The 12,772-nt window shown below is 48.7% G+C and carries 10 protein-coding genes and 2 tRNA genes; all 12 read right to left on the bottom strand.

Going from position 1 to position 12,772, the window contains the following annotated elements; translation table 11 throughout:
• Positions 1-8 precede the first annotated feature (8 nt).
• On the bottom strand, positions 9-2,015 hold the full coding sequence (gene ftsH, locus P401_RS0114730) for an ATP-dependent zinc metalloprotease FtsH (RefSeq protein ID WP_029343060.1): 2,007 nt from the start codon (positions 2,013-2,015) through the stop codon (positions 9-11).
• A 120-nt stretch (positions 2,016-2,135) separates the two neighbouring features.
• Positions 2,136-2,681, bottom strand: coding sequence for a hypoxanthine phosphoribosyltransferase (gene hpt, locus P401_RS0114725; protein ID WP_023466560.1), 546 nt, complete (start codon positions 2,679-2,681; stop codon positions 2,136-2,138).
• A gap of 33 nt (positions 2,682-2,714) precedes the next feature.
• Entirely contained in the window at positions 2,715-3,947 is a 1,233-nt protein-coding gene (tilS, locus tag P401_RS0114720; RefSeq protein WP_029343059.1) for a tRNA lysidine(34) synthetase TilS, read from the bottom strand.
• Between the two features lie 70 nt (positions 3,948-4,017).
• Positions 4,018-4,089, bottom strand: a tRNA-Glu gene (locus tag P401_RS0114715).
• 9 nt (positions 4,090-4,098) lie between these two features.
• Positions 4,099-4,175 (bottom strand) — tRNA-Met (locus tag P401_RS0114710).
• Between the two features lie 153 nt (positions 4,176-4,328).
• A complete protein-coding gene (locus tag P401_RS0114705; RefSeq protein ID WP_023466558.1) occupies positions 4,329-4,844 on the bottom strand; it encodes a S1 domain-containing RNA-binding protein in 516 nt (171 codons plus the stop codon).
• 83 nt (positions 4,845-4,927) lie between these two features.
• The gene (locus P401_RS0114700) at positions 4,928-5,305 is read right to left on the bottom strand and encodes an FtsB family cell division protein (protein WP_023466557.1); all 378 of its coding nucleotides are present in this window, start codon (positions 5,303-5,305) and stop codon (positions 4,928-4,930) included.
• A gap of 66 nt (positions 5,306-5,371) precedes the next feature.
• Positions 5,372-5,644: an RNA-binding S4 domain-containing protein gene (locus P401_RS0114695; protein ID WP_023466556.1), complete on the bottom strand. Its 273-nt coding sequence runs from the start codon at positions 5,642-5,644 to the stop codon at positions 5,372-5,374.
• Positions 5,641-7,071, bottom strand: coding sequence for a bifunctional methyltransferase/pyrophosphohydrolase YabN (gene yabN, locus P401_RS0114690; protein ID WP_029343058.1), 1,431 nt, complete (start codon positions 7,069-7,071; stop codon positions 5,641-5,643). Before yabN ends, P401_RS0114695 begins: the two co-directional genes overlap by 4 nt.
• Positions 7,068-8,615 carry a putative polysaccharide biosynthesis protein gene (locus P401_RS0114685; protein ID WP_029343057.1) on the bottom strand — a complete coding sequence of 516 codons (1,548 nt, stop codon included), beginning with the start codon at positions 8,613-8,615 and terminating at the stop codon, positions 7,068-7,070. Before P401_RS0114685 ends, yabN begins: the two co-directional genes overlap by 4 nt.
• The gene (mfd, locus tag P401_RS0114680) at positions 8,612-12,127 is read right to left on the bottom strand and encodes a transcription-repair coupling factor (protein WP_029343056.1); all 3,516 of its coding nucleotides are present in this window, start codon (positions 12,125-12,127) and stop codon (positions 8,612-8,614) included. The genes P401_RS0114685 and mfd overlap by 4 nt, the downstream gene beginning before the upstream one ends.
• Positions 12,128-12,183: 56 nt before the next feature.
• On the bottom strand, positions 12,184-12,741 hold the full coding sequence (gene pth, locus P401_RS0114675) for an aminoacyl-tRNA hydrolase (protein WP_029343055.1): 558 nt from the start codon (positions 12,739-12,741) through the stop codon (positions 12,184-12,186).
• Positions 12,742-12,772: the final 31 nt, after the last annotated feature.

Here is a 12,772-nt window from a genome sequence, read left to right as displayed (position 1 = left end):
CCATCCGTTTACACTTGATCGTCGCGACGCGGCGTATCTGGTGTATCCATATCTACATTTTTCCCTTCGTCAACGACTGAACCCATTTGCGTTGGAGACTCTGTCGGTTGATCAACAGTTGCATCTGTCGATTCCGGTGCTTTCTCTTCTGCTTTTGGAGTCGTTGCTTCTGGTTCATGTTTTTTGTATTCGCCCGTCTCTAGGAGATGGTGAATTTGTTTTTGATCGAGTGTTTCAACTTCAAGCAACGTTGTTGCAATCAAGTCGAGCTGATCGCGTTTCTCAGTCAGGATATCTTTCGCTTTTTGGTAACAGCGGTTGATGATCGCTTGGATTTCCGTATCGATCTCGTGTGCAATTGCATCCGAGTAATTCTGTTCGTTTTGGAAATCACGACCGAGGAAGACGTTACCGCTTTGACCTGATCCGAATTGAAGCGGTCCGAGTTTTTCACTCATCCCGAACTCCATGACCATTTTCCGTGCAAGACCTGTCGCACGTTGGAAGTCATTGCTTGCTCCAGTCGAGACTTCTCCGAAGACGATGTCCTCTGCGACGCGACCACCGAGCAATCCAGTAATCTTATCTTCGAGTTCCGGCTTCGTCATGAAGTAACGATCTTCTTTTGGCAACATGACGACATATCCGCCCGCGTTTCCGCGAGGAACGATCGTTACCTTGTGTACTTCATCCGCATCGTCGAGCGTGACACCAATGATCGTATGTCCTGCTTCGTGCCATGCGACAATCTTTTTCTCTTTCGGCGAGATGATCCGGCTCTTCTTCGCTGGTCCCGCGATGACACGGTCAATCGCTTCTTCGAGATCAACGATCGACACTTTATCACGGTCTGAACGTGCTGCAACAAGTGCTGCTTCATTCAGAAGGTTCTCAAGATCCGCACCTGAGAATCCAGGTGTCCGCTGTGCGATAGCTTTCAAATCAACCGTTGAATCGAGCGGTTTATTCCGTGCGTGAACTTTCAAGACTGCTTCACGACCGACGACATCTGGACGGTCAACCGTGATTTGACGGTCAAAACGACCTGGACGGAGTAATGCTGGGTCAAGAATATCAGCACGGTTCGTTGCTGCGATCATGATGATGCCTTCGTTTTCACTGAATCCATCCATCTCAACGAGAAGTTGGTTCAATGTCTGCTCACGCTCATCGTGTCCACCACCGAGACCTGCGCCCCGTTGACGACCGACAGCATCGATTTCATCGATGAAGATGATACATGGTGCATTTTTCTTCGCGTTTTCGAACAAGTCACGGACACGTGATGCCCCGACACCAACGAACATCTCAACGAAGTCAGAACCTGAAATCGAGAAGAATGGTACGCCGGCTTCACCAGCTGCGGCACGCGCAAGCAACGTCTTACCTGTACCTGGAGGACCTACGAGTAGGACCCCTTTCGGAATACGGGCACCGAGTTTCGCAAATTTACGCGGATCTTTCAAGAATTCGACGACTTCGACAAGTTCTTGTTTCTCTTCGTCTGCGCCGGCTACATCATCAAACGTGATCTTTTTCTTCTCTGTATCATAGAGGCGTGCCTTCGATTTCCCGAAGTTCATGACGCGACCGCCACCACCGCCACCTTGCGCTTGATTAATCAAGAAGAAGAAGAAGAGGATGAAGATGATGATGAATGGAACAATTGTCGTTAGTAACGCGATCCAACCACCATTCGTTTCTGCTGCCTTGAAGTCCAATTTGACTCCTTGGCTTCTGAGTTGCGTGTAGAGATCCGTTAGTTCCGTATCCACAGCCGGTACGACCGTTTCATACGTTGAATCTTTTTCACGCAAATCTCCTGTCACATTATACGTCTGCCCTTCATATTGGAAGGTAGCCGTCTTGATTTCACCTTTTTCAACAGACTCGACAAACTGTGTGTAATTGATTTCTTTGCTTTTGTTCACTGGACTCTGCAAGTATTGCAGAAACAAGATCAAAGCTAGAAAAATGACCCCAAACACGAGGGTATTCTTCACTGCTCGGTTCATCTTATGCCTCCTCTCCGCATCCATCTCGTTTTTCTAGTGGATGAATACGAATCCTGGCGCGACAGGGCGCGCTTTGTAATTGGTTTCATCTTATCATGGGACAGACGAGATTAAAAATAATTAGCCGCCGTAGACTGCAGGTTTCAAGACACCTACATACGGAAGGTTACGGTATTTCTCTTCGTAATCCAGACCATAACCGACGACGAATTCGTGTGGAATGACGAAGCCGCTGTAATCTGCGTGCAAGTCATTCTTCCGTCCTGTTGGTTTGTCGAGCAACGTCACGATTTTAACGGACTTCGCTTTCCGGTACTTGAAGAGGTCAACGAGGTAACCAAGCGTCAATCCGCTGTCGATGATATCTTCGACAATCAAGATGTCGCGTCCTTCTACCGATGTGTTCAAATCTTTTTCAATCTTGACTTCACCTGTTGATGTTGTCCCACCGTGATATGTTGAAACGTCCATGAAGTCCATTTCAAGGTGCATATCCATCTTTTTGACAAGATCAGACATGAACGGCATTGCGCCTTTTAAGACACACACAAGCAACGGAAAACGATCGTGATAATCCGCTGTCAATTCGCCGGCGAGTTCGCCCACTTTATTTTGGATCTCTTCTTCTGAAATCAGTACTTTTTCCATATCGTTCATCAAGGTCATGCTAGGTATTCCTCCTCCATAATAAACACTACATTACCATTCTATCATTAAATAAGATTTTGCGAGGAGTTCAAATGACCCGAATATTGCAATTCGATGTCCAATGACGGCTAAAATCACTCCATTTGCATCGACGACGATCGGAACCTGTTCCCGGAGATAACGCGGAACCTTAGCATCAATCAGAATTCGACTGACTTTTTTCGAACCCACAGCAAGCTGGATTCGATCTCCCGGACATGGCGGGCGCACCGTCAACGGGAACGCAATCGCGTCCAGCGGGATACCTTGGTTTCCGATTGAGAAGCGAACCATTTGTTCACCATAATGATACGTTCCCAAATTCTCCCCTACTTGAAACGGTAAATCGTCATTCATTGACCGTATCACACGATCCTGCATCAAAAAGCCATATGCACGTCGCATCCTCCAGTTTCCATAATACACTTCGTCCGAGCCCTTATCCACCCGAAGCCACGTGATGAAGTGACGAATCGTTTCTGAAGAAAACGTTTCTCCCGTTAGCGTCGGCAAGACAAGCCGCTGTAAATCCGTCGGTAATTCTAAAATACGTGCTACCGGAATTCCATTCGCTTCCTTACATCGGTCGAGATACGTCGCGACGAATGTCACCTGCTCACGCATGATTTGCTGTCGCGCATGTGCTGCAGCTGCTGTTGCTTGTTCAAACTCCGGACGAATTTCTCGGAGTGGCGGAACAATCATATGTCGGATTTGATTGCGCAAATAAGTAGTTTCTGCATTTGACGCATCTTCTCGCCACGGAACTTCATGTTGCAACGCATACTCGAGCAAAGCCTGCTTCGATTCATGTAGTAACGGGCGATGCAGCCAACCGTTACCAAACGGACGAACGACGGGAATACCATCAACTTGCGCTTCCCCACGAATGAGCTGAATGAGTAGCGTCTCGATTTGATCGTCTTGATGATGAGCGAGAATCAGACGTGAGCGTCCGGTCTCTTCCATGATTCGTTCAAAAAACGCATATCTCTCTTCACGACAAGCCGCTTGAGAGCTCGTACGTCGTGTCCATTCTAAACGCGTCATGAAAAAGGTTATCTTTCGGGACGTTGCCCATTCCTTAATAAAGCGCGCTTCTTCGTCGGATGCCTCTCGTAATCCATGATGCACATGTGCAATTGCAATGTCATAACCTTCTCGATACAACCGATCGACGAGTACCATCGAGTCACACCCTCCCGACACTCCGACTAGGAGCGGTTCGAACGGCACACCTTCCATGACGACTTCACCTCTTTCCGTTAAAACCTAAAAAAAGCTATCTCTATATAATAGAGATAGCTTTTGAGAATGACCCGTACGGGATTCGAACCCGTGTTACCGCCGTGAAAGGGCGGTGTCTTAACCGCTTGACCAACGGGCCAAAAAAATATGGTAGCGGCGGAGGGAGTCGAACCCACGACCTCACGGGTATGAACCGTACGCTCTAGCCAGCTGAGCTACACCGCCATATTTTTAACTCGTGCGTCTTAAGCACATTTTCTATAATACGGGCAGGTCAAATGAAAGTCAACGCTTTTTCTAAAAATAATTTCAAAAAAATAAAAGATGGAATGAACGGCGTCATTCCATCTCTATTCTTATAAAGAACAGGTCAGCAAGTTATTGACGTTTTGCGCCGCGTCCGCCACGTTTTGAATCCGTTTGACGTTTCAATGTAGCAAGACGATCTTCACTATCTTTCAGGAAACTAGACATCAGCGTATCGAACGATTGTTCTTTGCGCGGTGGTGGTGTACCACGGCCGCCTTTGTTGAAGCCTCCACGGTTACCGCCTCCACGTGGTCCTTTGTTATCGAACGAACGTGGTCCACGATCTTGTCCTGCTGGACGTGGTCCACGGTCGAACTGACGTGCAGGACGAGGACGTTCGCCTTCTGGACGATCGACGGCTTTTTTGATGGAAAGACCGATCTTACCATCGTTTTCAACACTTAAGACTTTGACGGTGATTTCTTGACCAACCGTCAACACATCATTGATGTCTTTAACGTAAGAATCTGCCACTTCACTGATGTGAACAAGACCAGTTTTCCCTGTTGGTAACTCAACGAACGCTCCGAAATTCGTGATGCCTGTTACTTTCCCTTGCACTTTGCTGCCTACTTCAATCGACATAAATTGTATTGCTCCTTTTTAGTTGATTCGTTTCTTATTATACGAGTGATTCATTCTTTTTTCAATCAATCGGCAACCTTCAATTAGTCTTCCGGTGAAAAGTAGAAGATCGTTTCCCCTTTTTTCGAATAGAGCAACTCGCTCCGAGCTAAGTTCGCTACATACTCTTTATCATTGAGACGATTGATTTCTTCCTTCAGACGGGCGGTCTCTTTTTTCGCTTTCGTCTGCTCTTGTTCAGCGACTTGAAACGACTGCTTTTGTTCAGCGATCAATTGCCGTTTTTCCATGTATGACCACCCCATGAGGGAAAAGATGAGCAAAAAGACGGTCAGACACAGGAAAAAGCGATTTTTGAGGCGTCGACGGTTTTCGATGGCATTCTGACTCAACTGCTTCTTACGGTCATTGAGCGGCTTGATCTTTGGCGCTGGACGCCCTGATTCGAGCGGTGTTGGCATATCATCCCTCCTCTTTCTGAGTGGTCATCCCTGACACTCTTTAGTATACTTCCTTTTTCCGGTAAATTACATCGATTCTTCGGAATTCACCTTTTCTTCACGGATGATCTCATACATATCAGACGCTTCTTCTTTTTTAGCATGTTCTTTAATGCTCGAAATCGCAACCGTGACAATCTTGTTTCCGAACCGGATCGTCATCTCGTCACCCGCTGCTACCGTGCTACTTGCTTTCGCCACATTACCATTGATCGTAATCCGACCTTGATCCGCTACTTCTTTTGCAAGCGTCCGTCGTTTGATCAGACGCGATACTTTTAAAAATTTATCAAGTCTCATGACTGTTCCTCCTGCTTCGCTTGATGCCAGAGTGAATCTTGCTCTTCAAGCGTCATCTCAACGAGCGGTCGGTCCGCTAGTTGTTCCATTCGCGTAAAGCGACGGATGAATTTATCATTCGTCTGTTGTAGCCCCTCTTCTGCCGAGAGACCGAGGTATTTCCCGACGAGCGTCATCGAAAACAGAACATCTCCGAATTCACCTAGTCGTTCTTCTGGTGCGGCTTCCTTCAATTCACGTAACTCTTCGATTACTTTTTCAAGTGCACCCTCGACGTCACTCCATTCAAAACCGACTTTCGCCACTTTCTTTTGAATGTCTTCTGCGCGCATCAAAGCGGGTGCTCCTTTTGTCACACCATCGAGCAAGGAAGTCCGCTCCGGCTTTTCTTGTGCTTTGATGTCTTGCCAGTTCGAAACGACGTCTGCTGAAGAATCGACTGTTGTTTCCCCAAAGACATGCGGATGGCGACGAATCATCTTATCACTGACGCTTCCGATGACGTCTCGAATATCAAAATACCCTTCATCTAGACCAATTTGTGCGTGGAGCATGACCTGTAAAAGGACGTCTCCTAGCTCTTCTATCATTAAGTTATCGTCCTGAAGGTCGATTGCTTCCAGTAATTCGTAAGATTCTTCGATTAAATGACGTTTTAAGGACTCATGCGTCTGCTCTTGATCCCATGGACAACCGCCTTCACCGCGTAATCGCGCGATGATCTCTTTTAGTGTCGCGAAGTCACGGTTCAACGTCTGCTCATCCGTGACAGGTGGCACGTAGACTGTCGTCAAGTTACTGAGCGTCGTCACATGATCGAGTTCATATAACGGTACGCTTTGGACGGACTGTTTGCTTGTACCCGCTGCCGTGACCAAAGTGACTAGATGTTCGTCCGGATAACGTTCCATCAACTGGACCTTTAAGTCGCCCGCGACGAGCGCATCATAAACTTGTCCAATTAGTAGATGCTGACGGATCTGTGCTTCATCGACGGCAAACGCTGTTGCATCAAGCAACTGGAATCCTTCAATTGGATCCACACCAAGCGCTGCGAACATCGGATCAAGAAAACTTTGTCCGCCTATGACGTCGACCGCGTCCGTCCGCTCTAATAACTGCTGGACGGTACTCTCCGCGACCAGTGGATGACCTGGGACGGCATAGATGATGTCCGTCGTCTTTGAGAGACGAAGCAATTCCTCAACGATTTCTGTGTATACGTCTTCAAACCGACTATGTCGTTCATAAACCGAGTCAAATGATGTAAAGTTCATTCCCTCTGCTGCGAGTTCTGAAACGACTGGATGATCCATTGTCCGTAAATAGACAGGCTGTGTCGTGTTTTTTAATAATCGATAGATGCCAAACGGCAATTGTTCGAGTTCGCCGACGCCAAGGCCGACGATCGTGATTCGGTGTGTCATATACTCCTCCTACGTTGGTACATCTGATATAACTTATCTCCTAAAGGCAATAGCGCCCACTCTTGTTCTGTTAATGCACGGACGCGTAATGCCATACTGCCATAAATGATGGCACCACCGATGACAAGGACGCCGACTTCGAGTGCCGCACCGATTCGTGTCTCAAGCTCAAACAGCTGGAAGAACGTTTCGATCAGATACAGAAACACACTCATGGCGAGCACAGGTAAGACCAGTCGTCGGTAGAACGCGTTTCCTGCCGATACGCGACCGAACTTAAGGTTCAATAAAATCCATTGTGCTGTCGCCATGACGGCAAAACCGCCAAATGTCGCCATACCCGCCCCGATCATACCATATCGGGGAATGAAATAGAGATTCAGAGCGAGCTTCGCCCCTAATCCGACAAGAACACCAACGAGCGCATACTTTTCAGCATCGACCGACTGGAGACAAGAGACGATCATCATCGCAATCGAAGCAGCAAATGCCGTCGCCGCGAGCCAAATCAGTCCTGCTGTTCCTTGGTCATCTTGATATAACGCAATATTGAGCGGACGCATCACACCCATTAGTCCGATCGTCGCTGCAGCGGCAATCAATAGACCGGAACGAAGTAATGTCTCCAGTTGTTGACGCATCATCTGCGGATCATGCTTTCGATATGCGGTTGATAGTGACGGAACACTCGCAAGACTCATCGATGTTGCAAAGAGAATCGCAAATTGCAGTAACGGATACCCACGGTCGAGCACCCCTTTTTCAATTTTCGTCTCCGTCGTATTGCCAAGTAGATTGACGAACGTCAATCCATCGATCAATTGCATCAGCAATAAAGCAAGTGAGGCGATACTGACCGCCACCCCGCTTGTCACGAGCACCTTTCCGACCCGCCGTACATGGATACCTGAAAACACAGGGCGACCGATTTTTCCTTTCGCAAAACGTAACAGGACGAATAACGAAACGATGCTACCGCCGATCGCTGTCAGATGGGCACTGGCACCAATCCAGTATGGGTCCGCCTGCATCGAGACACCGATATAGGTCACGAGCAACAATAGTCCGACACGAACGGCATTTTCAGAGACTTGGGATACAGCCGTCGGTCGCATCTCGAGATCCGCTTGAAACATACCTCTAAGAACGGCAATCACGGGTAGTAAATAAAACGTACATGTCACCGCACGCAAGGGCACGACCAGTTTCTCATCCCCGAACCACCCTGCGAGCGTCGGGGCGATCCACCAACCAAGTAATCCGAAGAAGACTGTCATCGCAAGCAAGACATAGAAAATCGACCACAAGACTTCTCTTTTCTCGTCTGGATGATGGAGCGTCAACTTCGCCACGATGACGGGCAGCGCATAAATGCCAAGCGCTGCCGCTATCGCGAATAAGGGATAGACCGTCTGATAGACGTACAATCCGAAATCGCCGGCGAGATTCTGATATGGAATCCGGTAAAAGAAGCTGAGCAATTTCGAGATATAGCTAGAGATCGCAAGTAGTGCTGCGCCTTGCGCAATCGTTCGTCTATTCATCGCGCGACGAGCCGACGATCAAGCTCTGCTAGCAACTGTTCTGCCTGCATCGTCATCTGTTGCGTCGACTGTTTATTCCGGTTCAGGGTCAAGACGAGTTTCTGTTCTTGTTGTCCCATGCCTAGACCACGTCCTAGCGGAACAGTCCATTTAACGAAATCCGCCACGTCAAGCTGCTGTGTAGATTGGAGCGACAAAACGATTTCGATTTTCGGATCGGTTTGTTTGACACGCTCGACACGCGCTCGTTCGGCAAAAATCCGCATCCGTGTCAATTGGATCAAACGAGCAACCTCATCTGGGAACTCACCGAATCGTTCGAGCATCTCTGTTTCGAGCTGTTCGAGGCTATCGACGGTATCGACATATTTTAAGCGTTTGTAAAACTCGATTTTCAGCTCGGAGTCCGTCATGTAGTGTGATGGAATATACGCATCAAGACTGAACGTGAACTCGGGCACGAATTTCTGGACGCGTTTTTTACCTTTCATTCGTTCTTTGCGTTCTTCAACTGCTTCTGCGAGCATCTGTGAATAAAGATCGAAACCGACCGAATCAATGAAGCCCGATTGTTGGGAACCAAGTAAGTTCCCGGCACCACGAATCGATAAGTCGCGCATCGCGATCTTAAAGCCGCTACCGAGCTCCGTGAATTCCTTGATCGCTTGTAGACGACTTTCTGCGACTTCCGTCAATCGTTTTTGCGGACGGTACGTAAAGTACGAATAGGCAACGCGACTTGATCGACCAACACGACCACGCAATTGATACAGTTGGGATAAGCCCATTTGATCCGCGTCATGAACGATCAACGTATTGACGTTCGGAATGTCGATTCCTGTCTCGATGATCGTTGTACTGACAAGAACATCCGCGTCCCCTTCGAAGAACGCGATCAACTGACTCTCGAGTTCGGTTTCCGTCATCCGACCGTGCGCCGTCACGATTCGCGCTTCCGGTACGAGCGCACGAATCTCTTCTGCCTTTCGCTCGATGCCTTCGACCCGGTTATAGAGGAAGAACGCTTGTCCCCCTCGACCGAGTTCCCGTTCGAGTGCTTCCCGCATGACGATTCCGTCGTATTCCATGACATATGTTTGGACCGGGTAACGGTTTTCCGGCGGTGTCTCAAGGACCGAGAGATCACGGATTCCGATCATCGACATGTGCAATGTCCTTGGAATCGGTGTCGCCGTCAACGTCAAGACGTCAACGTTCGTCTTCAACTGTTTCAGACGTTCTTTATGTTTCACGCCGAATCGTTGCTCTTCATCAATGATCAACAATCCGATATCAGCAAACTGGACGTCTTTCGACAGCACACGGTGTGTCCCGACGACGACATCGATCGTTCCCTCTTTTAGTCCTTGTTTCGTCGCCTTTAATTCTGCTGGCGAACGGAACCGGCTCATGACCGACACACGAATCGGCCATTCACTGAATCGCTCAAGCATCGTTTCGTAGTGTTGTTGTGCAAGGACGGTCGTCGGTACGAGCAACGCAACTTGTTTTCCAGACATGACCGCTTTGAACGCTGCCCGAATCGCCACTTCTGTTTTTCCGTATCCAACGTCGCCACATAATAGACGATCCATCGGACGCGGACGTTCCATATCTTTCTTGATCTCGGCAATCGATCGCAATTGATCGACCGTTTCCTCATACGGGAAGGAAGCCTCGAATGCTTGCATGTTATCGTCGTCCTCCGGGAACGCAAAACCGACCGCAGCTTCACGAGCCGCATAGAGCTTGATCAACTCATCAGCGATATCCTCGACCGATTTCTGGACCTTCGCTTTAACCTTTTTCCATTCCGTTCCACCGAGTTTATAGATCTTCGGCTCTTTTCCTTCAGCCCCGACATACTTTTGAATCAAGTCAATCTGATCGACAGGAACATACAACGAGTCCTCTCCCGCGTAAACGAGATGGAGATAGTCCTGATGGTTACCGGCTACATCAATCGTCTTGATGCCATGATACCGCCCAATCCCGTGATGAATATGGACGACGTAATCACCTGTCTTCAATTCTTGATAACTCTTGATTCGTTCAGCGTTCGTCAGCTTCGTCGTCTGCTTCCGGCGACGCGCCGGTTGCTTAAAGACTTCTTCTTCTGTGATGACGACGAGGCGCGCATTCGTCATCTCGAATCCACCATGAATTCCACCGATCAGAATCGCTGGTTGACCCCGAGTGATACCTTCTTTTGTGACGATCGACGCTTCCACCCCATAATCGGATAACGTCTGACGCATTCGCTCGGCACGTTCTCGGTTACTCGCTAAGAAGACCATCCACATGTCAGCACGACGATATCGCTCGACTTCTTGCTTCAAGCGTTCCATCTGACCATGGAACGGCGCAATCGGTTTGATGCTGAAATGGATGGCCGCACTTTCCGGTACACCACTCCGACGTGTCGGAAGGAGCGAGAGGTACAACAAGGGTTGTCCTTCAAAGACATGTGCCATCGGAACAGATAGGACGTAATCACTGACGCTTTGTCCGCGTTCAATGAGCGACGCCATCCATTCTGCTTCCTCTGCATCCTGAACTTCTGCCGCTTCTTCAACCCGTGCGACTTCATCAACGATCAAGACACTTCCCGTCACGTCTTGACGTAGCGTCGACGTGTAGAGAATCGGTGCATACTTCGCGAACTGTTTCGGTTGATCGCCGTTTTCTAGCAACTCGACGTCATAAGCAATTCCCTCTTCAAGTGCCGCGAGGACTTCCGTACTTTGGACGCGCTCTTTCGTCGCCTCATAAAGACGACGGACTTTTTCACCCGCGTCCTTTAACTGATCCTTCGTCGCGAAGTGTTCCGCTGCTGGCATCAAACATGCTTCTGCGACGACACCGAGCGAACGTTGGGTCTCCGCATCAAATGTATAGATCGAGTCGACTTCCTCGTCGAATAGATCGAGCCGGTACGGGCGTTCGACCGTGAGTGGATAAATATCGATAATACTTCCGCGAACAGCAAACTCACCAGGCGTCGTCACGGTCGCTGTCCGTTCGTACCCCGCATCGACTAAATCCTGGACGAAGTCCGGAATCGATAAGATGTCGCCCGGTTTGACTTGTTTGACATGCGACAAAAACGTCTGTGCATCCGGAACATATCGACGTAAACCGACGAGCGGAATGATTAGGATTCCGTCGTCCGTCGTCAGTAAACGATGACGGGTCTCGATCCGTGTTGCCCGCAATTCCGGACTTGCCCCGTAGGAGAGTTCCGCGGCTAACGTCTCATCGACCGGATAGAGCATGACGTCTTCTTCCGGTACGAGTTCAATCAAATCATCATATAGTTTTTGCGCTTGGAACATATTATGCGTCACAAGCACGAATCGACGTTTCGTCTCCTGATAAATCCCGGCGACGAACAGTGCCTTTCCGCTATTCATCAGACCGGTGATCAACTGCGCGTTGACACCATCCCGGAAGCGTTCCCGAACCGTCTTGATTTCAGGAATCGCTAGTAACAGTTCTTGTAATTGTTTCATCTTCTTCCTCCTAAAACACGACAGCAAAAACGCTTTGGAACCCCAAAGCGTTGCGTTCAGTTATACCGATTCATCAAAGCGAGAAACGGTGTGTCTATGAAGTCCGTCGCTACATCGACAGACGCATTGAGTACGTGTTGCAGACTTCCTTGTTCCGCCTTCGAAAAATTCATTAACACCCAGTCGATGACTTGGATGGGTGCCGGTGGTCGACCGACGCCGAGCTTAAGGCGCTTGATCTCCTGCGTCCCGAGGTGCTGGATCAACGACTTGACGCCATTATGACCGCCTGCACTTCCTTTTGAACGCAAGCGTAATTTCTCAAGCGGTAAATCCAGATCATCATAGATGACGAGCACATCCTCGACTGCGATCTTGTAGAAATCAAGCAATGGTCGTACTGCTTCGCCTGATAAGTTCATATACGTCAATGGCTTGACGAGCACAACACGCTCTCCGTTTATCATTCCCGTTCCGAAGAGGGCTTTAAACTTCGATTCTGAAAGCGCGATTCCGTGTTTCTCCGCTAAGGCATCAATCGCAAGAAAACCGATGTTATGGCGTGTATTGGCATACTTCGCTCCGGGATTCCCTAATCCGACGATACATTTCATATCGATTCCTCATTTCTGTTTAAAAAAGTAA

It is taken from the genome of Exiguobacterium acetylicum DSM 20416 (assembly GCF_000702605.1).
Taxonomy (GTDB): Bacteria; Bacillota; Bacilli; order Exiguobacteriales; family Exiguobacteriaceae; genus Exiguobacterium_A; species Exiguobacterium_A acetylicum.
Note: the sequence above shows the minus strand (reverse complement) of the source record. Positions and strands in the feature narration are given on the sequence as shown.

Bases quoted from the DNA above. Each gene is read 5' to 3' on its own strand.
- pth (WP_029343055.1), bottom strand. From the start codon at position 12,741: ATGAAATGTATCGTCGGATTAGGGAATCCCGGAGCGAAGTATGCCAAT.
- P401_RS0114685 (WP_029343057.1), bottom strand. From the start codon at position 8,615: ATGAATAGACGAACGATTGCGCAAGGCGCAGCACTACTTGCGATCTCT.
- yabN (WP_029343058.1), bottom strand. From the start codon at position 7,071: ATGACACACCGAATCACGATCGTCGGCCTTGGCGTCGGCGAACTCGAA.
- P401_RS0114695 (WP_023466556.1), bottom strand. From the start codon at position 5,644: ATGAGACTTGATAAATTTTTAAAAGTATCGCGTCTGATCAAACGACGG.
- P401_RS0114705 (WP_023466558.1), bottom strand. From the start codon at position 4,844: ATGTCGATTGAAGTAGGCAGCAAAGTGCAAGGGAAAGTAACAGGCATC.
- P401_RS0114700 (WP_023466557.1), bottom strand. From the start codon at position 5,305: ATGCCAACACCGCTCGAATCAGGGCGTCCAGCGCCAAAGATCAAGCCG.
- mfd (WP_029343056.1), bottom strand. From the start codon at position 12,127: ATGAAACAATTACAAGAACTGTTACTAGCGATTCCTGAAATCAAGACG.
- hpt (WP_023466560.1), bottom strand. From the start codon at position 2,681: ATGACCTTGATGAACGATATGGAAAAAGTACTGATTTCAGAAGAAGAG.
- tilS (WP_029343059.1), bottom strand. From the start codon at position 3,947: ATGGAAGGTGTGCCGTTCGAACCGCTCCTAGTCGGAGTGTCGGGAGGG.
- ftsH (WP_029343060.1), bottom strand. From the start codon at position 2,015: ATGAACCGAGCAGTGAAGAATACCCTCGTGTTTGGGGTCATTTTTCTA.